Origin of the sequence: Shewanella sp. Scap07, assembly GCF_013394145.1 — a bacterium.
GTDB classification, from domain to species: Bacteria; Pseudomonadota; Gammaproteobacteria; order Enterobacterales; family Shewanellaceae; genus Shewanella; species Shewanella waksmanii.
The window spans coordinates 1456084-1477400 of sequence record NZ_CP041329.1 but is presented as its reverse complement, the minus strand read 5'-3'; the positions used below and the strand labels follow the sequence as shown (position 1 = coordinate 1477400).

General features: G+C 45.6%; 19 protein-coding genes and 6 tRNA genes. 2 read left to right on the top strand and 23 right to left on the bottom strand.

Features of this window, described 5'->3' with window-relative positions; all coding sequences use genetic code 11:
* The first annotated feature begins 70 nt into the window (after positions 1 to 70).
* Complete coding sequence (locus tag FLM48_RS06505) at positions 71 to 406, top strand: PBPRA1643 family SWIM/SEC-C metal-binding motif protein (protein WP_179024090.1); 336 nt, start codon at positions 71 to 73, stop codon at positions 404 to 406.
* Between the two features lie 12 nt (positions 407 to 418).
* Here the strand turns inward: FLM48_RS06505 and FLM48_RS06500 are convergent, their stop codons facing one another.
* The 14 genes from FLM48_RS06500 to recA all read right to left on the bottom strand — a co-directional run bounded on the left by FLM48_RS06500 (position 419) and on the right by recA (position 10793).
* Complete coding sequence (locus tag FLM48_RS06500; RefSeq protein WP_028774698.1) at positions 419 to 607, bottom strand: hypothetical protein; 189 nt, start codon at positions 605 to 607, stop codon at positions 419 to 421.
* Between the two features lie 245 nt (positions 608 to 852).
* Complete coding sequence (locus FLM48_RS06495) at positions 853 to 1983, bottom strand: sodium ion-translocating decarboxylase subunit beta (RefSeq protein ID WP_028774697.1); 1131 nt, start codon at positions 1981 to 1983, stop codon at positions 853 to 855.
* Positions 1984 to 1991: 8 nt separating this feature from the next.
* A complete protein-coding gene (oadA, locus tag FLM48_RS06490; protein ID WP_179024089.1) occupies positions 1992 to 3794 on the bottom strand; it encodes a sodium-extruding oxaloacetate decarboxylase subunit alpha in 1803 nt (600 codons plus the stop codon).
* A gap of 15 nt (positions 3795 to 3809) precedes the next feature.
* Positions 3810 to 4055, bottom strand: a complete 246-nt coding sequence (locus FLM48_RS06485; RefSeq protein WP_179024088.1) for an OadG family protein — start codon at positions 4053 to 4055, stop codon at positions 3810 to 3812.
* A 737-nt stretch (positions 4056 to 4792) separates the two neighbouring features.
* A tRNA-Ser gene (locus FLM48_RS06480) sits at positions 4793 to 4884 on the bottom strand.
* A gap of 8 nt (positions 4885 to 4892) precedes the next feature.
* Positions 4893 to 4969 (bottom strand) — tRNA-Arg (locus FLM48_RS06475).
* 53 nt (positions 4970 to 5022) lie between these two features.
* Positions 5023 to 5099 (bottom strand) — tRNA-Arg (locus FLM48_RS06470).
* A gap of 28 nt (positions 5100 to 5127) precedes the next feature.
* Positions 5128 to 5204, bottom strand: a tRNA-Arg gene (locus FLM48_RS06465).
* Between the two features lie 42 nt (positions 5205 to 5246).
* Positions 5247 to 5323: transfer RNA gene (locus tag FLM48_RS06460), tRNA-Arg, on the bottom strand.
* Between the two features lie 22 nt (positions 5324 to 5345).
* A tRNA-Ser gene (locus FLM48_RS06455) sits at positions 5346 to 5437 on the bottom strand.
* Between the two features lie 203 nt (positions 5438 to 5640).
* Positions 5641 to 5838 carry a carbon storage regulator CsrA gene (gene csrA, locus FLM48_RS06450; protein ID WP_028774694.1) on the bottom strand — a complete coding sequence of 66 codons (198 nt, stop codon included), beginning with the start codon at positions 5836 to 5838 and terminating at the stop codon, positions 5641 to 5643.
* Positions 5839 to 6206: 368 nt separating this feature from the next.
* The gene (alaS, locus tag FLM48_RS06445) at positions 6207 to 8831 is read right to left on the bottom strand and encodes an alanine--tRNA ligase (protein ID WP_179024087.1); all 2625 of its coding nucleotides are present in this window, start codon (positions 8829 to 8831) and stop codon (positions 6207 to 6209) included.
* Between the two features lie 382 nt (positions 8832 to 9213).
* On the bottom strand, positions 9214 to 9687 hold the full coding sequence (locus tag FLM48_RS06440) for a regulatory protein RecX (protein ID WP_256871071.1): 474 nt from the start codon (positions 9685 to 9687) through the stop codon (positions 9214 to 9216).
* A 44-nt stretch (positions 9688 to 9731) separates the two neighbouring features.
* Positions 9732 to 10793 carry a recombinase RecA gene (gene recA / locus FLM48_RS06435; protein WP_028774059.1) on the bottom strand — a complete coding sequence of 354 codons (1062 nt, stop codon included), beginning with the start codon at positions 10791 to 10793 and terminating at the stop codon, positions 9732 to 9734.
* Positions 10794 to 11141: 348 nt separating this feature from the next.
* Here recA and mutS point away from each other — a divergent pair, with 348 nt between their 5' ends.
* Positions 11142 to 13664: a DNA mismatch repair protein MutS gene (gene mutS, locus FLM48_RS06430; RefSeq protein WP_179026292.1), complete on the top strand. Its 2523-nt coding sequence runs from the start codon at positions 11142 to 11144 to the stop codon at positions 13662 to 13664.
* A 133-nt stretch (positions 13665 to 13797) separates the two neighbouring features.
* On the opposite strand, the gene rpoS is transcribed toward mutS, so the two are convergent.
* The 9 genes from rpoS to eno all read right to left on the bottom strand — a co-directional run bounded on the left by rpoS (position 13798) and on the right by eno (position 21208).
* A complete protein-coding gene (rpoS, locus tag FLM48_RS06425; RefSeq protein WP_028774061.1) occupies positions 13798 to 14769 on the bottom strand; it encodes an RNA polymerase sigma factor RpoS in 972 nt (323 codons plus the stop codon).
* 80 nt (positions 14770 to 14849) lie between these two features.
* Entirely contained in the window at positions 14850 to 15764 is a 915-nt protein-coding gene (locus FLM48_RS06420; protein WP_179024086.1) for a peptidoglycan DD-metalloendopeptidase family protein, read from the bottom strand.
* Between the two features lie 49 nt (positions 15765 to 15813).
* Positions 15814 to 16449, bottom strand: coding sequence for a protein-L-isoaspartate(D-aspartate) O-methyltransferase (locus FLM48_RS06415; protein WP_028774063.1), 636 nt, complete (start codon positions 16447 to 16449; stop codon positions 15814 to 15816).
* Entirely contained in the window at positions 16446 to 17195 is a 750-nt protein-coding gene (surE, locus tag FLM48_RS06410) for a 5'/3'-nucleotidase SurE (RefSeq protein ID WP_179024085.1), read from the bottom strand. Before surE ends, FLM48_RS06415 begins: the two co-directional genes overlap by 4 nt.
* Positions 17188 to 18252: a tRNA pseudouridine(13) synthase TruD gene (truD, locus tag FLM48_RS06405; protein ID WP_179024084.1), complete on the bottom strand. Its 1065-nt coding sequence runs from the start codon at positions 18250 to 18252 to the stop codon at positions 17188 to 17190. Before truD ends, surE begins: the two co-directional genes overlap by 8 nt.
* A gap of 4 nt (positions 18253 to 18256) precedes the next feature.
* Positions 18257 to 18739 carry a 2-C-methyl-D-erythritol 2,4-cyclodiphosphate synthase gene (gene ispF / locus FLM48_RS06400; protein WP_028774066.1) on the bottom strand — a complete coding sequence of 161 codons (483 nt, stop codon included), beginning with the start codon at positions 18737 to 18739 and terminating at the stop codon, positions 18257 to 18259.
* 27 nt (positions 18740 to 18766) lie between these two features.
* Positions 18767 to 19465 (bottom strand): 2-C-methyl-D-erythritol 4-phosphate cytidylyltransferase, encoded by a 699-nt coding sequence (gene ispD, locus FLM48_RS06395; RefSeq protein WP_179024083.1) that lies wholly within the window; start codon positions 19463 to 19465, stop codon positions 18767 to 18769.
* A gap of 33 nt (positions 19466 to 19498) precedes the next feature.
* Positions 19499 to 19801, bottom strand: coding sequence for a cell division protein FtsB (gene ftsB / locus FLM48_RS06390; RefSeq protein ID WP_028774068.1), 303 nt, complete (start codon positions 19799 to 19801; stop codon positions 19499 to 19501).
* Positions 19802 to 19906: 105 nt separating this feature from the next.
* The gene (eno, locus tag FLM48_RS06385) at positions 19907 to 21208 is read right to left on the bottom strand and encodes a phosphopyruvate hydratase (protein WP_179024082.1); all 1302 of its coding nucleotides are present in this window, start codon (positions 21206 to 21208) and stop codon (positions 19907 to 19909) included.
* Positions 21209 to 21317 lie beyond the last annotated feature (109 nt).

The window sequence follows — 21317 nt, the reverse complement described above, 5'->3', positions numbered from 1 at the left end:
AGGCGAGCGCTCAATGGTCTGGTAAGATTGCGCCCCCGCAATATGTGTGCAGTGAGATTCAGGAAATACCATGTCAGACAAGTTCTTCTTTAAAGGGCGCAAAACTCCTAAGCCTAAGCATGAGAGTTTTGGTTACAACACAAAGCGTAGCGCTAAACCTGGGACGCTAGAACGCCCTTTTGAGCTCACTGTCACCAGTAGCGAACGCCAAGCTGAAATAGCAGCGCTGCTACAAAGCCAAAAATTGCATGGCAACATTACTGTTGATGCAAGCGCGGTAGAAAATATTGCAGAGTTAGATGGCTACCTAAATCGGCCCACTACAGCAACTGTCGCTAAAGTCCCTGGACGTAATGACCCATGTAGCTGCGGCAGTGGTCAGAAATTCAAGCGTTGCTGTGGCTAGCCACTTACCCGTTTATAAAACGCTTTGGGAAAACACTTCAAGATGAGCTTCTAGCTCATCTTCTGTTTGTGGTGCGCGCTCTAATTCAAAGGTTAATGGGCTGCCGCCATTAAGCATAAACACCGATAGCTCACCGTGGTCATAATGAAACCATTTACCGTTAATACACAGGTCGGTATAGCAGTTGGGTAATAATTCCATGTTAGCACCTCATTGTCATAACTGTTTCTAGCAACTTTTTGTTAACTTTGAGTTGCAATATGGGATATACATCACCTTTATAAAAACCCAAATGACGTAGGGGAACCATGATCTATGTCAATGTGGACAACATTTTTTGGCAATTTAGCCATATTGATAAGCATAAATCGCCAAAATTGGCTTTTTAAGCGCATAAAAAAATGCCGCGAGATGACTCGCGGCATTTAACATTTCAACCTATTGAGCTACCCCAGTACGGCAATCAACACACCCGCAGCCACTGCTGAGCCTAACACCCCTGCAACGTTGGGGCCCATTGCATGCATCAATAGGAAGTTTTGCTGGTTAGCTTCTAAGCCCACCTTATTCACTACCCGTGCTGCCATAGGTACCGCTGACACGCCCGCTGCGCCGATAAGCGGGTTAATCTTACCACCCGATAACTTGCACATCAGTTTAGCCATCAATACCCCTGATGCTGTACCGATTGCAAACGCGACCGCACCTAATACCAAAATACCTAAGGTCTCAATTTGCAAGAACTGCTCAGCAGACAGTTTTGAACCTACTGCCAATCCAAGGAAGATGGTGACAATGTTAATCAGCTCGTTCTGCGCTGTGCTAGATAATCTATCCACAACACCCGATTCGCGCATTAAGTTACCCAAGCAGAACATACCGACTAACGGTGTTGCCGCTGGTAAAAACAGAATCGTTAACCCAAGCACCATTAGCGGGAAGATGATTTTTTCTTTCTTGCTCACCTCACGCAGTTGCTCCATCTTGATCTGGCGTTCAGATTCAGTGGTCAGCGCCTTCATAATAGGTGGCTGGATAATCGGTACCAGTGCCATATAAGAATAAGCCGCTACCGCAATCGCCCCTAATAATTCAGGTGCCAGTTTGGACGCTAAGAAAATTGCCGTCGGACCGTCCGCCCCGCCAATAATCGCAATCGCCCCCGCATCTGCCATAGTAAACTCAAAACCCGGGACCGCATTGAGCGCTATTGCGCCTATCAGTGTCGCAAAAATACCAAATTGTGCAGCGGCACCCAGTAACAACATGCGTGGGTTAGCAATTAATGCACCAAAGTCAGTCAACGCCCCAACGCCCATAAAAATCAATAATGGGAAAATACCGGTTTCGATACCCACATAGTAGGCGAAATACAACAGTCCGCCTTCATCGGTAAAGCCACCATTGGGAATGTTGGCCAGAATGGCTCCAAATCCAATTGGCAATAGCAACAAGGGTTCAAACCCACGGGCTATGGCTAAATATAATAGCGTGGCTCCCACCGCCATCATTAACATTTGGCCGCCAGTAAAGTTGGCGATACCTGATTCAGCCCAAAAAGCTAATAAACCTTCCATGACGACTCCTATGCTATGCCCAGTAATTGGTTGCCTACAGCGACAGAATCGCCCTCTTTCACCCAAATCTTACTGATCACACCATCGGCTTCAGCCCGAACTTCGGTTTCCATTTTCATGGCTTCTAGAATAATCACCACATCGCCCTGTTTAACGGTATCGCCTTGGGCTACGTTAACTTTGAAGATGTTGCCGGACAGCGGCGCACTCATCTCTAACTTAGTTTCAGTACTTGCTGGCGCAGCCGCTGCTGCGGGCGAAGAGGCCGGTGGCGTAAAGGACACCACATTGTCTGTCGCCACTATTTGATTAATGTCACCACCAGGTGATACCTCAACAACAAAGTTTTGCCCTTGTACGTTAACCGTATAAGTTTCTGGCTCCCCTGATACTGAAGCTGTAGCAGCTACAGCGGCTGACGCGGCTTCAGGCTTAGGCTCGAAGGCATCGGCATTGTCGCGGTTTTGCAAGAATTTATAACCAATTTGCGGGAACAGTGCATAAGTTAATACGTCATCGTCGAACTCAGAGCCGAGACGCACATCGTCCTGCGCGGCTTTATCTTTTAGCTCGTCGCGTAGGTTATCTAGCTCTGCCGTCAACTGGTCCGCCGGGCGACAAGTGATGGCTTCACCACCATCAAGTACTTTGTCTTGAAGGCTTTTGTTTACTGGGGCTGGAGTTGCGCCATACTCGCCTTTAAGTACGCCTTCAGTTTCTTTTGTCATTGACTTGTATCGCTCACCCGTCAATACGTTAATCACCGCTTGAGTACCCACAATTTGAGAAGTAGGTGTCACTAACGGTAAGAAGCCGAGGTCTTCACGGACTTTAGGGATCTCTTCCAGAACCAAGTCGAGCTTATCTGATGCGCCTTGCTCGCGTAACTGATTTTCCATGTTGGTCAACATGCCGCCTGGCACTTGAGCACGTAAAATGCGCGAATCAATTCCTTTAAGCTCACCTTCAAAACTGGCGTACTTCTTACGCACATCTCTAAAGTAAGCGGCGATCTCTTCTAAGAGCACCATATCGTAGCTCGTTGCGCGGTCAGTACCTTCTACCATAGCAACTAAGGTCTCTGTTGCGCTGTGGCCGTATGTTTGGCTCATTGACGAAATAGCGGTATCAAGGACATCAATCCCCGCCTCAATGGCTTTTTGGTAGGTGGCCGTACTTAAACCTGTAGTTGCATGACAATGCAGGGCAACAGTGAGATCAGTCTGGTTTTTAAGCTGGCTAATTAGATCGTAAGCTTCATACGGCTTAAGCAAGCCTGCCATATCTTTGATACATAAAGAGTGACAACCCATGTCTTCAAGGCGTTTGGCCATATCGACCCAAGTATCTAAGGTATGTACTGGGCTTGTGGTGTAAGAAATGGTGCCTTGCGCGTGCCCGCCTACTTCAACAACAGACTTTACTGCCTGTTGTAGGTTACGTACGTCATTCATCGCATCGAAAATACGGAATACATCAACACCATTATCGTGTGCACGTTCAACAAAACGGTGCACGAGGTCATCGGCGTAATGGCGATAACCTAAAAGATTCTGTCCACGCAATAACATTTGCTGTGGGGTATTGGGCATGGCTTTTTTAAGCTCACGGATACGCTCCCAGGGATCTTCACCAAGGTAACGAATACAGGCGTCAAAAGTGGCGCCGCCCCATGACTCAAGTGACCAATAGCCAACTTGGTCTAATTTTGCTGCTATGGGAAGCATATCCTCGATTCTAAGACGAGTGGCAAGAATGGACTGATGGGCATCTCTTAAAGCGACATCAGTTAATGCTAAAGGCTTGCTCATATAAACTCCCTAATTTTATGCTTTTGCTCGATACTGATGAATTGCTGCAGTAATCGCAGCAACTATTTTAGGATCGATATTATTATTCTGACTATCAGTAGCGGCCGGTTGCGGCTGACTACTAATCTGGGTTTCAGGGGCGAACTTCCACGCCACCAATTTAATCGCCAAGATCAACATAGAAAGGAATAGGAAAACTAAGCCCATACCAAGCAGCATGATACCGAGGGCATCCACTATCTGTTGTGAAATTGCGTTCATACTTTCCTCTTTCTGTTCTAGTACTTCTTTTATGCACCTAAAATTCAACTTAATGCATTTTTAGGCAGTAGCAAACTCCTGTTAGTCAGGGACAACTTGCTTAATTTAGCGCGAATATTCGCTATCAAGGTTGAAAACCATAACTAATCTATAACAAAAACGCGAGCCTTTTGTAAATTGGTCTTACCAAAATAGCCGTATCCAAATCGGTCAAAGTGAAAATATGATAAAAATATGACACTAAAAATGCAGATATGACAACAATTTGCGCTTACCAATCATTTTCTTCATAAAATGCCACTGCCAACGATAAAAATTGATTCCACAACACAGAACATTAATCGCCATCACGTATTTTATGCAATTTTGAAAGGTAAAAATTCATTCGAGCAGCCTAAGCCACTAGGAATAGCTGTTGATAATGGTTAAGTTAGCCTATTGTCGCTAAATAAGCAGCAAAACTGCCCGTTCAGCGGTGGGGTATTCATCGATCAAGCCCATCACGACAAAGAAAACGTTTTGCTTGTCTGCGAAGACGTTGCTGCAAGCAACAGTCGCGTTAGGTGTTGTTATACCAATCAGTATAAGAATTTGATCTACTCAGCGCGAGTCTTGGCAAGCGAGTTCAAGGCGAGTAGTAATAATGGTAGAAATAAAGGTCATTGAATAGCAGCGACAGCTGCCGTTAAAAAGCGGGCATTAAAAAAGCCCGTTGAATATTCAACGGGCTTTAATAATGGCGGAGAAGGAGGGATTCGAACCCTCGATGGGATTTAAAGCCCATACTCCCTTAGCAGGGGAGCGCCTTCGGCCACTCGGCCACCTCTCCGCATAAAATGGCGCGCTTGGGAGGATTCGAACCTCCGACCGCCTGGTTCGTAGCCAGGTACTCTATCCAGCTGAGCTACAAGCGCAAATTTTATGGTCTAACAAACAAAACGACGGTATAAACCGTCGATTTAGAATATGGTACGCGTGAGAGGATTCGAACCTCTGACCGCCTGGTTCGTAGCCAGGTACTCTATCCAGCTGAGCTACACGCGCACAGATAAAACTTTAAGTAAGATATAGATGGTACGCGTGAGAGGATTCGAACCTCTGACCGCCTGGTTCGTAGCCAGGTACTCTATCCAGCTGAGCTACACGCGCATCTTACTATCTATAAACTACTTTACACTAAAAAACAAAAAATGGTACGCGTGAGAGGATTCGAACCTCTGACCGCCTGGTTCGTAGCCAGGTACTCTATCCAGCTGAGCTACACGCGCATATCGTTTTCTAGTTAAGAAATGGCGGAGAAGGAGGGATTCGAACCCTCGATGGGAGTTAAAGCCCATACTCCCTTAGCAGGGGAGCGCCTTCGGCCACTCGGCCACCTCTCCGTTTTCTTGGCGCACATATTACTGTTTGATGAAAATAAGTCAAACCATTTCTGATAAACAATTACTGTTTGAGTCGTTTTTAAGCAGATTGTACTCTAATGCACCAAATACGCAGGAAAAGTACATTTTTAAAAGCCCAAAAACAAAAAAGCCAGCGAAATCGCTGACTCTCTATAAGTCTTACTCCGGTCCAAGAGTTTGACTTAAAAGTTGCCACCCTCAGGTGCATTTCCGGCCTTCTCAGACTGAATACGTTGATAAATCTCTTCACGATGTACAGAGACTTCTTTAGGTGCATTCACACCGATGCGTACCTGGTTACCTTTTACGCCTAACACAGTGACAGTTACTTCGTCACCAATCATCAGTGTTTCACCAACACGACGAGTTAATATCAGCATTCTTTTGCTCCTTAGTTCCTAGTCTGCTCTCTACGGCACTATTCCGTTAATATGCTTATTATAAGGTCAGCATAGTACAAATTAACAGTAGTCTATTCGAAAAGCGTGATTTAATTGCACCTTTAAACGTCAAAAACGTGAGATATCTGTCTGACATCTAACCATAACGCGTTATTTTCGCTCTTTTGTTAGGTTATATTATCACTTTACGAGATTAAACCAGCATTAATTACACTTCTTTAGATTATTATTAGGTAATGATCATTATTGCGGCAATTTTTGACGCTAATGCCATTACCTAAACATCCTTGAATTACCATGCCTTAATCTTAGTCATAAAAAAAGCGCCGTAGGCGCTTTTTTAACGATTAACTCAATCGATCAGTCAACCAAGGTAACACGCTCGCTAATGCGGCATCTAAGTTCTCTGGTTGACTACCACCAGCTTGTGCCATATCCGGACGCCCACCGCCTTTACCACCCACTTGAGCAGCAACAGTAGCAACCAACTCCCCTGCTTTAACCTTAGCGGTAAGATCTTTAGTCACACCAACAATCAAGTTAACTTTGGCATCACCTGCTATGCCAAGTACTACAATACCCGATTGCAGTTTCTGCTTAAGCTCGTCTTGCAAGCCGCGTAGTGCTCCTGACTCCACACCTTCAAGCTTTTTAACCAGCACTTTAACACCCGCTACCTCTTGCGCTTCACCAGCAAGGTCGGCACTGGTAGCAGCCGCTAACTTATCTTTAAGTTGCGCCAACTCTTTTTCCAGTTGCTTAGTTTTGTCTAATTGTGCTTTTAGCTTAGTGACCACAGAGGCTGAATCAGATTTTAGCAATGAAGCGGCCTGCTCTAAATCTGCTTGCTGATTAGCAATGTATGCCATTGCAGCTGCGCCGGTGACTGCTTCAATACGACGAACACCTGCAGCGATGCCACCTTCTGAAGTAATTTTGAATACACCGATGTCACCCGTACGACCAACATGGGTACCGCCACACAGTTCAATCGAGAAATCACCCATGGTTACAACGCGTACTTGTGAATCATACTTCTCACCAAATAGCGCCATCGCGCCTTTTTCTTTGGCTGATTCAATATCCATCACTTCAGCTTTCAATTCGTGGTTACGACGAATTTGGGTATTAACTAAATCTTCAACTGCTTTTAGCTCTTCTGCTTTAACCGCTTCAAAATGTGAAAAGTCAAAACGGAGACGTTCAGGATCAACCAATGAACCTTTTTGGGTCACATGACTACCTAAGACCTGACGCAATGCGGCATGCAATAAATGCGTTACTGAGTGGTTTAACTCAGTACGATGGCGCAGCTTCTTATCAACTTGTGCTGCAAGTTGTTGTCCCACGCGAATCTCGCCTTGCGCTAGCTCGCCAATATGCCCTACTGCAGTACCATACTTTTGGGTATCGGTAACATTAAAGCTAACCGCATCTGCACTTAAGGTGCCTTTGTCACCACATTGACCGCCAGATTCACCATAAAATGGTGTTGTCTCTAGTACAATAACGGCTTTCTCGCCCGAGCTGATGCTATCGACAGCTTGGCCATCTACGTAAATAGCGGTAACAGCGCTCTCACCCGTTAAACCGGTGTAACCACAAAACTCAGTCTCACCTTCGATTTTTAAACTGTCATTGTAGTCAGTATCAAACTGACCAGCAGCTTGCGCTCGGCTACGCTGCTCAGCCATCGCAGCTTCAAATCCAGCTTCATCAACGGTGATATTGCGCTCACGGCAAACATCTGCGGTTAAATCAACTGGGAAGCCATAAGTGTCGTATAACTTAAATGCGGTCTCGCCATCGAGTACGTCACCCTTAAGGCCCGTCAGTGCGGCATCTAAAATACCTAGACCACGCTCTAGTGTGCGAGCAAATTGCTCTTCTTCAGCTTTAAGTGATTTTTCAACGATCGCTTGCGTGGCAACTAGGCCTTTAGCAGCATCACCCATCACTTCTATCAGTGTTGGCACCAATTTGTAGAAAAATGATTCGGTAGCGCCTAGCTTGTTACCATGGCGAACCGCACGACGAATAATACGACGCAACACATAACCACGGCCTTCATTTGATGGCATCACGCCATCGGCAATTAAGAAAGCGCAAGAACGAATATGGTCCGCAATCACTCGCAATGACTTTTCTTCAAGATCGCTAACAGATAAGATTTCAGCGGTTTTCTTAATTAGGGCTTGGAAGATATCGATTTCATAGTTTGAATGAACGCCCTGCATAATTGCTGCAATACGCTCAATCCCCATGCCGGTATCCACAGACGGTTTAGGCAGTGGCTCCATGGTGCCGTCAGACTGACGGTTGTACTGCATGAAAACAATATTCCAGATTTCGATGAAACGATCGCCATCTTCTTCTGGCGTACCTGGACGACCACCCCAGATATGATCGCCATGATCATAGAATATCTCTGTACACGGGCCACAAGGGCCGGTATCGCCCATTTGCCAGAAGTTATCAGAAGCATATGGCGCGCCTTTATTGTCGCCAATACGGATAAGATTCTCAGCTGGAACACCAATCTCTTTGGTCCAAATGTCATAGGCTTCATCATCGGTTTCATAGATGGTGACACATAGACGTTCTTTCGGTAGTTTCAACTCTTCTGTCAGAAAACGCCATGCGAACTGAATCGCATCTTGTTTGAAGTAATCGCCAAAACTAAAGTTACCTAACATTTCAAAGAAGGTATGATGTCTCGCCGTGTAGCCGACATTGTCTAAGTCGTTATGTTTACCACCGGCTCGCACACAGCGCTGTGAGGTTGTCGCACGGCTATAATCGCGTTTATCTTCACCCAAAAACAGTTCTTTAAACTGGTTCATACCTGCGTTGGTAAACAACAAGGTGGGGTCATTACCTGGCACTAATGAACTGCTGTCCACGACCTGATGACCGTTATTACGGAAAAACTCCAAGAACGCACTTCTTAGCGCTGCGGTGGTTTGATACATGAAATCACCCTGATTTAGATTAAGCTCACAATAAACAGCTAAAATATACCGAGACTCTCGCTCAGTACTTTAATTCATTAGGCAGAGTTATAGGTTGGGCTGTTATTCTTTTCGACCAAGAGGATGTAAGGAAAAATGTTCTTCACACTCAACTAAAATCTAGCCACCTATCGAAGCTGAGGAGGCATTTTAGCCCCACAGTCTGCACGTTTTAACCGAGCATTATAAGCAGAGTCTAAGCGAACAACCAGAGTTTTAGTGACATTGTGGCAAAATAAAATGCAACGCCAATATGTTACTTTGAATCATGACAAAACCGACGCAAATCAGCACAGATACAGCAAGTAAATAAGGCACTTTTTTGATGGGGCAATAAGCTGATTTATTCTTCTACTGACAGGGCGTAATTAGCTTGCTCATAATCAAAGCCTTGGCCCAAGAGGAAACGCAGTCGCTTGGCACGGGTTGGGTGATCAAGCTCTGTTGCTGAGCCATACTTTTTTTCAGCCTTTTGCCGGGCAATAGCAAACCAGTCACAGTCAGTTTGCGATAACACTTCCGCTATCAGATCTTTGTGCAGACCTTTTTGCTGCATAGACTGGCGAATTTTGTTCACACCGTGGCCTTTGCTGATATGGGACTTCAGCAATAGCGCGGCAAATCGAGCATCATCAAGATAACCACTTTGTTGACAGTGATCGAGTGTGGTCTCAATCTCGTCAGCATCATATTGCTTTTGTTGTAATTTGAGTTGAATTTGTTGGCGGGAATAATCGCGGCGAGCTAACAAGCCAACCGCAATATGCATGGCAGAATGTTTAGGGGCAGCTTTAGTTTGATTGTTAGCATCACTCATCCGCTCCCCCTTAGCCATGTATAACTATCTTAGTGACGGCTTGGTTAGAAAACCTCGCCAGTCTCCATATCGATATTTTCATCACCGGTAGCAGATTCAGCAACTGCTTCACCGCTGCTCAGTAACATGGCACGTAAAGCCGCTTCAATTTCAGCTGAAATCTCTGGGTTTTCAATCAGGTATTTACCTGCATTGGCACGCCCTTGACCGATTTTGCTACCTTTATAGCTATACCAAGCACCGGCTTTCTCTACGAGTTTATGGGCTACGCCTAGGTCAACTAGCTCACCAGTACGGTTAATCCCTTCACCATATAAAATTTGGAACTCTGCTTGTTTAAATGGTGCGGCAATTTTGTTCTTAACCACTTTAACGCGGGTTTCATTACCAATCACTTCATCGCGATCTTTAATGGCACCGGTGCGGCGAATATCTAAACGGACTGAGGCATAAAACTTCAGTGCGTTACCGCCGGTTGTGGTTTCTGGGTTACCGAACATCACACCAATTTTCATACGAATTTGGTTAATGAAAATCAGCAAAGTATTTGATTGCTTGAGGTTACCAGCAAGCTTTCGCATTGCTTGGCTCATCATACGGGCAGCAAGACCCATATGAGAATCACCAATCTCACCTTCAATTTCAGCTTTAGGGGTTAATGCCGCTACCGAGTCAACAATGATAACGTCGACGGCACCAGAGCGGGTTAACGCATCACAAATCTCTAATGCTTGCTCACCGGTATCTGGCTGTGAACAAAGCAAGTTATCGATATCAACACCTAGCTTTTGTGCATAAATCGGGTCTAATGCGTGCTCAGCATCGATAAAGGCACACACTTTACCTTCACGTTGAGCTGCTGCAATAACTTCTAGCGTTAATGTCGTTTTACCTGAAGATTCTGGACCGTAAATCTCTACGATACGCCCCATTGGTAAACCACCTGCGCCCAAAGCAACGTCAAGAGAAAGTGAACCGGTAGAAATAGTTTCAACATCCATCGAGCGGTTTTCACCTAGCTTCATGATAGAGCCTTTACCAAACTGCTTCTCAATTTGGCCTAGTACCGCTGTCAGTGCTTTCTCTTTATTCGCATCAATACTCATAGGTTTTCCTCTTAATCACAGCCTTTGCTGTGCGAACTGTGTGGTGCTGAGCTGGCGTTTGTCTCGCTAGCAGCCTCAATATGCAAACTAGTATACTGTACAATCATACAGTATCAAGTACTGTTGATGATTATTTTTTATCTGCTGATGAATTTGGCTTTGCTCAATGGCTAAGCGACGGAATCGTTTCGCGGGTATTTTTTTATTAATTAGCCGCCATCGACAGCTAATCCTTGCTAATATTGGCGACATATTTTGTGTCGCCAGTCGACGACCTAGTGACAATCGCGGTAGGAACGGTTCAGAGTGAATAAAGCAACAACTCAACATTTAGAAAAACACACACCCATGATGCGTCAGTATCTGACCTTAAAAGCAGAAACTCCCGATATGCTTTTATTCTATCGGATGGGTGATTTTTATGAGTTATTTTATGACGATGCCAAACTGGCATCTGAGTTATTAGGCATTTCACTTACCGCCCGCGGCAAAAGTGGCGGAGACCCCATTCCGATGGCTGGTATCCCCTACCATGCTGTTGAGGGCTACTTAGCAAAATTGGTTCAGCTACGTGTCTCGGTTGCAATTTGCGAGCAGATTGGCGATCCGGCCACTTCTAAAGGACCGGTAGAGCGCAAAGTTGTCAGAATAGTGACCCCAGGTACATTGACTGATGAAGCGCTATTACAAGAGCGTCAAGACAACTTGCTCGCTGCGGTTTATCACGGTAAGACCGGATTTGGATATGCCACCTTAGATATCTCATCAGGCCGATTTATCGTTACCGAACTTGATACTTCTGAAGCATTAGAAGCAGAACTACAACGCACCAATCCAGCAGAACTACTGTATAGCGAAGACTTTAGTGAGATGGCGTTAATCAACCGCTTTAGTGGTAAACGCCGCCGCCCTGAATGGGAGTTTGATTTTGATACCTGTCAGCAACTGCTGCTCGACCAATTTGGCACCAAGGACTTATATGGCTTTGGACTGGGTGAAGTGCGTTTATCGATTCAGGCTGCAGGTTGTTTAGTTCAATATGTGAAAGATACCCAGCGCACCGCGCTACCGCATATCAACTCGATCAGCCGCTTTAATCAGTACGACAGCATTATTTTGGATGCCGCGACCCGTAAAAACCTTGAGCTGACCTGTAACCTGCAAGGCGGCAGTAGCAATACTTTATCTGCCGTTCTAGATAATACCACCACTGCGATGGGCAGCCGCATGCTGCAACGTTGGATACATGAACCGCTACGCGATCACAACGTACTTCGCGCCCGCCATGATGCTGTCGATGAGCTGTTGAACTCTGGGTTATTTGGCGATCTTTCCGAGCAACTGAAGCAACTCGGAGATGTTGAGCGGATCACTGCTCGCTTGGCGTTGCGCAGCGCTCGACCACGTGATTTCGCCCGTTTACGCCAAGCATTAGGGGCACTACCACAGCTCCAAACGACTTTAGGTCAATGCCAAAGTGATCGCTTGCAAAAGCTTGCAAGCTTATTGGGTGAATTCCCCGAAGAGCATGCACTGCTGTGCCGAGCTATCGTTGATAATCCACCGATGTTGATCCGTGATGGCGGTGTTTTGAAGCCAGGCTATGATGCCCAGCTTGATCAATGGCGTGATTTAAGTCAGGGCGCCACTGACTATTTAGATGAATTAGAAGCCAGAGAAAAAGCCGCAACCGGTGCTTCAACCCTCAAAGTCGGCTACAACCGAGTACACGGCTACTATATTGAGGTCAGCCGGCGTGAGTCTGATTTGGTGCCTATGAGCTATCAGCGCAGGCAAACACTCAAAAACACTGAGCGTTACATCGTTGCTGAACTTAAAGAACATGAAGAAAAGGTGTTATCCAGTCAAGGTAAAGCCCTGGCGCTAGAGAAGCAGCTTTGGGAAGCTTTGTTCGATCAGATATTACCCAAGTTAGCGCAACTGCAACAATTTGCCCGCGCCGCAGCAGAGCTTGATGTAATTTGTAACTTTGCAGAGCGCGCAGAGAGCTTAGACTACCGCCGTCCTGAACTGGTTGCCGAAATTGGTATTGATATCGAAGCGGGCCGCCACCCTGTTGTCGAACAAGTGAGTCAAACGCCTTTTATCGCTAACCCAGTTGGTTTATCACCGCAAAAAAGTATGTTGGTGGTCACCGGCCCTAACATGGGTGGTAAATCAACTTACATGCGCCAAGTCGCGCTGATCACCTTGATGACCCATATTGGTAGCTTTGTTCCAGCCCAAAAAGCCACGATTGGCCCCATTGATCGTATCTTTACCCGTATTGGCGCTGCCGATGACCTCGCATCGGGACGCTCAACCTTCATGGTTGAAATGACAGAAACCGCTAACATTCTGCACAATGCCACCCCTGAAAGTTTGGTGCTAATGGATGAAATAGGCCGAGGTACCTCCACCTATGATGGATTGTCATTAGCTTGGTCTGCGGCAGAACATTTAGCCACCAAACTAAAATCGCTCACGTTATTTGCAACTCACTACTTTGAATTGACCCAACTACCAGAGCAGATAGCGAACATTGCTAATGTACATTTGGATGCGATTGAGCATGGTGACACCATTGTATTTATGCACGCGGTACAATCTGGCGCAGCGAGTAAGAGTTATGGTTTGCAAGTGGCCGCTTTGGCTGGCGTACCCAATAATGTAGTTAAAGCCGCAAAGCAAAAACTCGCACACTTGGAAAGTCGCGATCATCAAGCACTTGAAGCGCATATCCAACCAGTACTGGATTTCCAAGCCCCCGAAACCTCTGCCGCATTGGATAAGCTAGATAGCATCAACCCCGATGACTTCTCACCTCGCCAAGCGCTTGAACTTCTCTATCAATTGAAGAAAATCAGGTAACTCAATATAAAGCATAAAAAAAGCGCACTATTAAGTGCGCTTTTTATCATCTGTTAGTGGTTTGCCAAATACTTGAATGCTGGACAAAATACTCACCAAAAACAGATGTTTTACCCTGTGTAGGCCTGAGCCGTTACATTTTAAAAATTGCTTCTACTGACAGTCCTTGTGCTCCTAACAAATCTTTCAGTCGCTTTAATGCTTCCACTTGGATCTGTCTAACACGTTCGCGGGTCAAACCAATCTCTTTACCCACATTTTCTAATGTCGAAGGCTCGTAACCTAATAAGCCAAATCGGCGCGCTAGCACTTCTCTTTGCTTACTATTAAGTTCATCTAACCAACGTACTACTGACTTAGACATGTCTTCATCTTGTACTTTATAATCTGGTCCTACACTATCATCGTCCGCTAATACATCGAGCAAGGCTTTATCATTGTCGCCACCTAAGGGGGTATCGACAGAAGTAATACGCTCGTTAAGCTTAAGCATTCTGCTTACGTCACTGCTAGGCAAATCAAGTTTCTCAGCAATCTCTTCTGCTGTTGGCTCATGGTCCAATTTATGCGCCAGTTCGCGGGCCGTTCTGAGGTAAACATTGAGTTCTTTGACCACATGGATTGGTAGTCGAATAGTGCGAGTTTGATTCATAATAGCCCGTTCAATAGTTTGACGGATCCACCATGTTGCATAGGTCGAAAAACGAAATCCGCGTTCTGGATCGAACTTTTCTACGGCACGAATTAAGCCTAAATTACCTTCTTCAATAAGGTCGAGTAATGCTAACCCACGATTGTTATATCGGCGCGCTATTTTAACAACGAGTCTGAGGTTACTTTCAATCATGCGATTGCGGGACTTTTCACAGCCTTTTAGGGACTTACGCGAAAAATAAACTTCTTCTTCTGCACTAAGAAGTGGGGAAAAACCTATTTCGCTTAGATACAGCTGAGTGGCATCTAAGTTTTTTTGCATATCATCTTGAACTTGTGCTTCTAATTCTGATTCCTTGCCTGCCTCCTTGGTTTTAGATTCAACTTCCGACTCGTTCTTCGACAAGTCGACTAAGGGCTCCGCTACTGCGGTTGATGTTTTACGACCCATAATATGATCTCCCAAATTTTAAATACGCTAAATTACTGCACTTTCTTATCCTCCAATTGCCAATGCGGCACCCAAACTAATTATTGCTTGGGTAAATATTTAAGTGGGTCAACAGACTTTCCATGGTATCGAATTTCAAAATGTAACATGACTCGATTGGCACCTGTTTGGCCCATTTTTGCTACCGTTTGTCCAACGGTTACATACTGTTTTTCTTTCACTAAAATCTGATCTGCATGTGCATATGCACTTAAGTAATCATCACTGTGCTTAATAATGACCAAATTGCCATAACCACGTAGTGCGTTACCTGCATATACCACTCTGCCATCTGCAGCTGCTTTAATGATATCGCCTCTAGAGCCAGCGATTTTAATACCTTTATTGCCTTGCTCTGTCGCAGAAAAACGTCCGATCAATTTGCCATTCACCGGCCAATGCCATTTATACACTTTATTTGGTAATGTCGACTTTGGCTTGTGAATAACCTGGTTAACATTTTGTTGACCAGTTGTTACAGAGTACGCAGAGTTTTTGTTTGAATCAAGCGATTTTTCAGTTTTTTGTGCTGCACTATTTTGGGGCGTTGATTTTGCAGTAACTTGCTGTTTTTGTGCCGTATTTGAAGATTTCTGTGCAACTTTTGTATTACTTTTACTGCTGATTTGGCTCTTTGGTTTATTTGTAACGCTAGATGTCGTATTAAGGCTTAATACCTGTCCAGGGTAGATGGTATAAGGCTTCTTAAGGTTGTTCTTGCGCGCCACATCAACAAAATCTTTGTTGGCGGCCCAAGCGATAGAATAAAGAGTATCTCCCTTACGCACCTGATATTGGCTTGAAGTTAAGCCACCACGTGAATATGACTTTTTAACCGGCGTTGTGACAGACACAACCGGTGCAGGGCGATCAGACTGAAAGCTACAACCCGTTAGCGTGAAGCAACATGCCGCTATAATTGTACCGTATTGTAATAAACCCAAGCGCAACCACATCACCTCTTCTGCTAATCGACCTATCCAACCACTGTTATCAGCTCAGTGCTTAGGCTAAGTCACCATTGACTAACGGCACAAAATTTACCATCTCAATAGTTTCTGACAAAAATTGCCCTTGCTGGCGCGTTACTTTTAATAACTGCTGCGTTTGCTCACCAACAGGGATAATCAAAATACCGCCCTCGGCCAGCTGCTCTAACAAAGCTTGTGGGATCTGGCTCGCTGCCGCTGTAACCATAATGGCATCAAAAGGCCCTTTATTAGCCCAACCGCGCCAACCATCACCATACTTAAATGACACATTATGTAAATCAAGTCGCTTCAGACGTTGTCGAGCCTGAATTTGCAGCGCCTTTATTCGCTCAACAGTGCATAACTGATCAACCAGCTGCGCTAGAATCGCTGCTTGGTAGCCAGAGCCAGTGCCAATTTCCAACACCTTTTTAGGACGCTGTTCAAGCAATAGCTCTGTCATTCTCGCCACGATATAGGGCTGAGAAATCGTCTGTCCTTGGCCAATTGGCAATGCCGTATTTTCATAGGCCTTATGCCCAAGTGCCGCATCTAAAAATAGCTCTCTTGGGGTATGTGCCACCGCATTCAAAACAGCCTGACTTTGAATACCAGCATCCCCAAGACGTTTTGCTAAGTTAATTGCCGATGCAGTTGCTACACCATTCATAGTTTATCTATCCATTGCTGCATTTTTTTGATCTGCTCAAATGCGGTTAAATCGACGGTTAAAGGGGTGATGGAAACATACCCATTGGCGACCGCATAAAAGTCGGTTCCTTCGCTGGCATCTTGCTCTTCACCGGGGGGCCCTAGCCAGAAAATCTCTTTACCTGCTGGGTCTGTTGTTCGCACCATACCTTCTGCCCGATGCCTAGCACCTAGACGCGTAATTTGCACGCCCCTTATCTCGCTCAATGGCAGATCAGGTACGTTAACGTTCAAAATTTGGTCTTGCGCTATTGGTTGCTCTATTAGCTTTTTAACTATTTTACAGGCGTAGTGGGCAGCCGTATCGTAGTGTTGCAACTGTTTACCCACCAATGAGACAGCCATTGCTGGCAAACCTAAAAAGCGCCCTTCCATGGCGGCGGCAACCGTACCCGAATACAAGGTATCATCACCCATATTGGCACCGGCATTAATACCAGAAACCACCATATCGGGCTCGTGCTCATACAGCTCTCTAATCGCTAAATGAACACAGTCTGTCGGCGTACCACTGACTGCCACAAAACCGTTTTCTAACGTATTAATTCTTAAAGGGTTAGTCAAGGTTAGCGAATTACTCGCGCCAGAGCAATTTCGATCTGGTCCAACGGTCATCACTTCAAATTCATTTGCAAGCGCATGAGAAAGCGCCACAATGCCTGGTGCCGTCACGCCATCATCATTGCTAACCAAGATTTTAATCATTTTTTTGCTCTAATTGCTGTTGTTGTCTTAAGGCATATTCGCGGGCATTGACGTCTTCATAAACGGCGACTTCGCGCAGTACCGAGGTAGCAAAACATCCCGCTGGTAGGGCAAACTTTATCACCACAGTGTCATCACTGACTTGGTAACTCAGTTGTTCTGGCTGCAACAGCAATGCACGGCGCTCTTGATCTAGGCCAGCCTTTTCTAAACCGATACAGTCATCACTAAAGGGCTCGGCAACTTGGGCTTCAAACTGGGCTGCATCGCTTTGTGCTAGGGCGCTACCGCGTCCCCACAGCGGGCAAGATAAGACGATATCTCTACGCTGCAATCGCTCGACTAAGGTGTCATCCCATTGCTCTGCAAAGAAATAGCTACGCGTGCCAGCTAACATCACGCAATCACCGGTCAGTGTGTCTGTACCGTGGGAGGCAATGCGCGCGGCAACATGTTGATTGAACAGATTTGAGCGTACCGCCGATAAATAAAAGCTACGTTTATTGCGGTCTTTCACCCGTTTACCACTTAGCATTTGTCGGCCGAATACCAAATTTTTGCCATTGTGACCAAAACGCTGCTCGCCAAAATAGTTTGGCACACCATGCTGTTTAATTAACTCTAGTCGTGCCACCACAGCCTGTGGGTCACTGACTTTTCGCAAGGTAATAGTAAAGCGGTTACCAGAAAGCGCACCTGTACGCAGCTTCTTGATGTGGCGGCCACTGCTAAGCACAGTAATCTGCTCACTATTGAGCTGCTGCCAATCCGGGGTTTCTTTACCCGGGATTCGCACACCAAACCACTGCTCGGTAATGGCATTTTTATCTTTTTGCCCGGCGACAGTAACTTCTTTAGGGTGTACACCTGCAAAGCTCGATATTTTCTTCGCTACATCCGCTGTATTGAGTCCATCCTTACGAATATGAATTAAATGATGCTCCCCTTCACCAGAAGGCAAAAAGGGTAATATTTCTTGTACTAGAAAATCAGCGTTACTGGTGCGAATATCAGCGGTAGCGCTAGGCTCACCATGTAGGTAGGCTAAATCTGTCATCAAATTATCCTTTGGCAACCATCAGCACTACGGCTTCAACCGCAATCCCTTCTTTACGACCAGTAAAACCCAGTTTTTCTGTTGTTGTCGCTTTAACATTGATTTGCGCTAACGTTGCTTGCAAATCATCAGCCAGAACAGCACGAATGGCATCGATGTGAGGCAGCATTTTTGGTGCTTGTGCTATCACAGTGACATCAAGATTGCCGACAACAAAGCCCTGCTGTTGTGCCAATTGGTAGCAGTGGCGCAATAGTACTCGGCTGTCTGCGCCCTTAAAATCAGGATCAGTATCAGGAAAGTGCTTGCCGATATCCCCCAAAGCCATTGCCCCTAATATCGCATCGCTAATGGCATGCAATACCACATCACCATCAGAATGGGCAATTAATCCGGTCTCATAAGGGACTTCTACACCACCTAGAATAAGCGGCAGTTCTCCACCAAATTTGTGGACGTCAAAACCATGGCCAATTCGAATATTCATTGATTACTTTCTCTAAGTGGAAGTGAATTAAGTAGACTGCCGAGCACTAAGAAACAGCTCAGCCAAACGCAGATCATCAGGGTGAGTGACTTTAATATTATCAGCACGGCCCGTCACCATGCCGGGATTGACTCCTGCATGCTCCATAGCAGAAGCTTCGTCGGTGATTTGTAGCCCAGCGGCCAGTCCCTGACGTAAATGCTTCGCCAGCTGCTGCGCGGGGAAAAACTGAGGTGTCAGCGCATGCCATAAACTTTGACGGTCGACGGTAGCGCAAATGGTGCCATTGCCATTAGTGCGTTTCATGGTGTCACGCACGGGGGCGCCTAGAATCGCACCTTGTGGGTACATGCTTTGTGAAGCAATTAATTTATCAATATCACTGTGGGTTAAACAGGGCCGCGCTGCATCATGAACCAGCGCCCACGCATTGGGGTCGCACATGGCTAATGCGGCCACTACCGAGTCTGCACGCTCTTTACCACCCAGGGTTGTGCGCAGCTTAGCATGGGACGCTTGAGTTAATTGGCAAAAAAATTGGTCATCAGGGTTTAGCGCAACAATCACTTGTGCAATTTGTGGATGCGATAATAAACAATCAAGCGTATGGGCCAATATCGTTTGGCCATTGAGCGGCAAGTACTGCTTGGGAATGTCGGCACCCATACGGCTGCCAATACCGGCTGCCGGCACGATAGCCACAACCTTAGTGTCAACTGAGTTCATCTGTCATGCTCGTGATTAACTGGAGTGGTAAGATTATTCATTGGCATCGGAAAGATCCCGTTGCTGGCCGCCCACAACTCTAAAAAAGGTTTCACCTTGTTTCACCATGCCGAGCTCATTCCTTGCTCGCTCTTCAAGGGCTTCAGTACCACTACGCAGGTCGCTTATTTCCTCTTTCAGAACCTGATTGCGTTCAACCAGCTTGGCATTACTCGCTTGCTGCAAAGTAATTTGTTCCTGTAAGTGAAAAGTTTCTGGCAAGCTATTACCACCGAACCAGAGTCGGTATTGTAACAAACCCAAAAGTAGCACCAGCAATACAAGCACGCGTTTCATCGGTAGATAGACAGATCCGCAGGTGAAAAATTAATAGCTAAGATATTACAACAAAAAAGGCCACCAAGTGGCGGCCTTTTTTACTTAAATCAGCAAATCATTCGATTATGCTTGACCTTTAACCTCTTTAAGACCGTTATAAGGTGCTTTTTCACCTAACTGCTCTTCGATACGCAATAGTTGGTTGTACTTAGCAACACGGTCACTACGGCTTAGTGAGCCAGTCTTAATTTGGCCAGCAGCGGTACCCACAGCTAAATCGGCAATAGTCGCATCTTCTGTTTCACCACTACGGTGAGAAATAACAACAGTGAAGCCTGCATCTTTAGCCATCTTGATTGCAGCAAGGGTTTCAGTTAACGAGCCGATTTGGTTGAACTTAATTAGGATTGAGTTAGCAATACCATTGTCGATACCACGCTTCAAAATCTTAGTGTTAGTAACAAACAGATCGTCACCTACCAATTGGATTTTGTCACCCAACAGTTTAGTTTGGTGTGCAAAGCCATCCCAATCAGACTCATCAAGACCATCTTCAATTGAAACAATTGGGTATTGGTTAGTAAGGTCTTGTAGGAAGTAGTTGAACTCTTCAGAAGTAAACTTCTTACCTTCACCTTTAAGATCATAGATGTTGGCTTCTTTGTCATAAAACTCAGAGGCAGCACAATCCATCGCTAAGGTGATGTCTGTACCTAGCTCGTAACCCGCGTTAGCTACCGCAACTTTAATCGCTGCTAGTGCAGATGCATTTGATGGCAGGTTTGGCGCGAAACCACCTTCATCACCCACTGCAGTAGAGTGGCCGTCAGCTTTTAGTACTTTTGCTAGGCTATGGAAAACTTCTGCGCCCATGCGTAGGCCTTCACGGAAGTTAGCAGCACCAACAGGCTGAATCATAAACTCTTGAATATCAACAGAGTTATCAGCGTGCTCACCCCCATTGATGATGTTCATCATCGGCAATGGCATAGAATAAACACCAGAAGTACCATTTAGGTCTGCAATGTGTGCATATAATGGCACTTTCTTAGATGCTGCGGCGGCTTTAGCTGCAGCAAGTGAAACTGCCAAAATCGCATTCGCGCCAAATTTAGCTTTGTTTTCAGTGCCGTCTAAATCAATCATGATTTGGTCAAGCTCTGCTTGAGCAAGTGCATCTTTGCCTTTCAGGGCTTCAGCAATTGGGCCATTTACGGCTTCAACGGCTTTTAATACACCTTTACCTAAATAACGCGCTTTATCACCGTCACGTAGCTCTAGCGCTTCACGCGAACCGGTCGATGCACCTGATGGCGCCGCAGCCATACCGATAACACCATCTTCTAAGTGTACTTCGGCTTCAACGGTTGGGTTACCACGAGAATCCATGATTTCGCGACCGATAACGTTAATAATCTTAGCCATAATTTCCTCGACTTTAAGTTTAAAAAATAAATTGAAAATAAAATAAAACTAAAATAGGTGCAGCAGAATTTACACGCTGAAAACAAAAAACCGCCTCCGAATAACGGAA